At 47.7% G+C, this 2,690-nt stretch carries 3 protein-coding genes and 1 pseudogene; all 4 read right to left on the reverse strand.

All coding sequences use genetic code 11. From position 1 onward, the window contains the following. Positions 1–97: 97 nt before the first annotated feature. The gene (locus ACZMB2_RS13910; protein WP_487597164.1) at positions 98–1,027 is read right to left on the reverse strand and encodes a DNA-methyltransferase; all 930 of its coding nucleotides are present in this window, start codon (positions 1,025–1,027) and stop codon (positions 98–100) included. Then, positions 1,020–2,279, reverse strand: a complete 1,260-nt coding sequence (locus tag ACZMB2_RS13915; RefSeq protein ID WP_487597165.1) for a site-specific DNA-methyltransferase — start codon at positions 2,277–2,279, stop codon at positions 1,020–1,022. The genes ACZMB2_RS13910 and ACZMB2_RS13915 overlap by 8 nt, the downstream gene beginning before the upstream one ends. Further along, entirely contained in the window at positions 2,276–2,434 is a 159-nt protein-coding gene (locus ACZMB2_RS13920; RefSeq protein WP_022427385.1) for a hypothetical protein, read from the reverse strand. Before ACZMB2_RS13920 ends, ACZMB2_RS13915 begins: the two co-directional genes overlap by 4 nt. A gap of 6 nt (positions 2,435–2,440) precedes the next feature. After that, positions 2,441–2,690, reverse strand: a pseudogene (locus ACZMB2_RS13925) (terminase); the annotation flags it as partial.

Here is a 2,690-nt window from a genome sequence, read left to right on the forward strand (position 1 = left end):
TCGGTGATTTGCCTTTCGGCAGTACATATGTTAACTCTTTTTCCCACAGATAGCAACTGTGAGATGTGTAGAATGTTTCGGCTGTCATTTGTGAGAATCAGACAGATGCGATCCGTTCTTCTGCTTTTTTGCAATAGACCGGATTCAGTTCAATTCCGATACACTGCCGATGCAGTCGCTTGGCAACTGCACCAGTAGTTCCGCTTCCGAAGAACGGATCAAGAACCACACCATCTTCTGGACAGCCTGCCAAAATACAGGGTTCTACCAATTGCTCCGGAAACATAGCGAAATGTTCTCCCATGCGGTAAGAGTTGGTGCTGATATTCCAGACATCTCGCTTGTTTCGCATGGTTTTTCCCTGCATTCGTTCGTTGTAATCTGTCCCATTGATGCCCTGTTCCGAAAATCTGCCATACTTGTTTCGACCAGAGCGACCACGAGCGTATCGTTTTAGGCTGCTTTCCGCTGCGGGTTCCATAATTGCTGCTGCATTGTAGTAATACCGGCTAGATTTTGCAAACAAGAACAAATGTTCATAAGACTTTGTGGGACGATCTTTTACACTTTCTGGCAGACAGTTGATCTTGTTCCAGATAATGTCCGAACGGAGATACCAACCATCTGCACGAAGGGCAAACGCCAACATCCATGGAATTCCAATCATATCTTTTGGTTTGATAGCATTCCATGTAGTTGGCATAGCAGCCGCAGCACTGTCCGCTGGAATTTGATATGAATGCTTACAATGTGTAGGCTTTCGACCGATTCCTTTTCCGCTTCCGGCATAGCTATCGGCGATGTTCAGCCACAAAGTTCCGTCTGGTCGAAGCACTCGCCGTACTTCTCGAAATACAGCAATCAGCTTTTGTATATACTGTTCTGGAGAATCTTCGATTCCAATTTGACCAGCATTGCCGTAATCCCGCAAGCCATAATAAGGTGGGCTTGTGACACACATGGAAACGCTGTCATTTGAAAGTGTTAGCAATCCTTCCAAGGCATCTGCACAGAGAATTTTAATCATCGGGAAGTTCCACTTCCTTCACCAGTTCAGAATATGCGATCTGCTTTCCGTCACGGATAACATACACACCATCGGCATTTCCCGTATCTTCCACATATCGGCGAAGAATCACCGAGGCATATTTTTCATCCAGTTCCATGGTGTAACAGATGCGGTTCATCTGCTCACATGCCATCAAGGTAGAACCGCTGCCGCCAAAGGTGTCCATTATCACGCCATTTTCCTGCGTGGAATTGCCGATGGGATAGCCAAGCAAGTCCAGCGGTTTGGAGGTGGGGTGATTGGCATTTCGTTTCGGCTTGTCAAAATGCCAGATGGTCGTCTGCTTACGGTCGGAATACCAGTGATGCTTGCCATTCTGCATAAAGCCATACAGCACAGGTTCATGCTGCCACTGATAATCCGAGCGTCCCAGCACAAGACTGTCTTTTACCCAGATGCAGCAGCCTGCAAGATGAAATCCGGCATCAATGAAAGCCTTTCTGAAATTCAGCCCTTCGGTGTCTGCATGGAATACATAGGCAGAACCGCCTTTTTCCAGATGCTCCGCCATTCGCTGAAAGGAGGACAGCAGGAATGTATAAAACTCTTCGTTCTTCATGCTGTCGTTTTGTATGGTCAGACCGCTGGCACTCTTGAAAGAAACTCCATATGGGGGATCGGTCAGAATGAGATTTGCTTTCGTATCTCCCATAAGAGCAGATACATCCTCCGCAGATGTTGCATCACCGCACATCAGCTTGTGTCTGCCAACGGTCCATACATCGCCACGCTGTACAAAAGCTGCCTTTTCCAAGGCAGCAGAAAGGTCAAAATCATCCTCTTTTGCCTCGCTGCCTGCATCTACGCCCAGCAGGTCTGTCAGTTCCTTTTCATCAAATCCGGTCATGGAAAGGTCGAAGCCGAGCTCCTGCAATTCCTGCATTTCTACAGACAGCAGTTCTTCGTCCCAGCCTGCATCCAATGCCATCCGGTTGTCAGCAAGGATATATGCTTTCTTCTGTGCTTCTGTCAGATGGTCAACAAATACACAAGGGACTTCTGCAATACCTTCTTCCTTTGCTGCCATGATGCGTCCATGTCCAGCCAGCACATTGTATTCCCGGTCGATAATGACCGGATTCACAAAGCCAAACTCACGCAGAGAAGAGCGAAGCTTCAGGATCTGTTCTTTGTTGTGCGTTCTGGCGTTATTGGCATAGGGTACTAACTTGTTGATGTCAACAAGCTGAAATTCTGTAGTTGTGGTCATGCTCCATTCCTCCGCTTCAAAACTTTCTGTAAGCCTTTTCTGGCGTCCAGCACTTTTCCGCTGACCGCCTGTCCCTTAATGGTTCTGTATTGCTGTTTGGTCATCTTCTGGCGATTGGCTTTCAGATCACGCCAGAACTGGGTATCTGCTTTCATGCTGCCTCACTTTCTGCTGCTCAGAAGCTGTTCCATCAAATCATCCTGCGGTGTGCCGTCAAATTTGGTCGTGCAGTTCTGTTTCACAATATCGAAAATCTCATACCAGAGCAAATTTGCCTGTTTCTGAAATGTCTGGCTCATCTGCACAAACGGGGAAGCAATAACGCCGCCCGTGGTCGGGTGCTTTCCCAGCAGTCCATAGGTACTGAGGGCTTCTTCACACTGTACAAATCGGGCGAATGCCTGTGAGTAG

It is taken from the genome of Hominiventricola sp. (assembly GCF_057604405.1).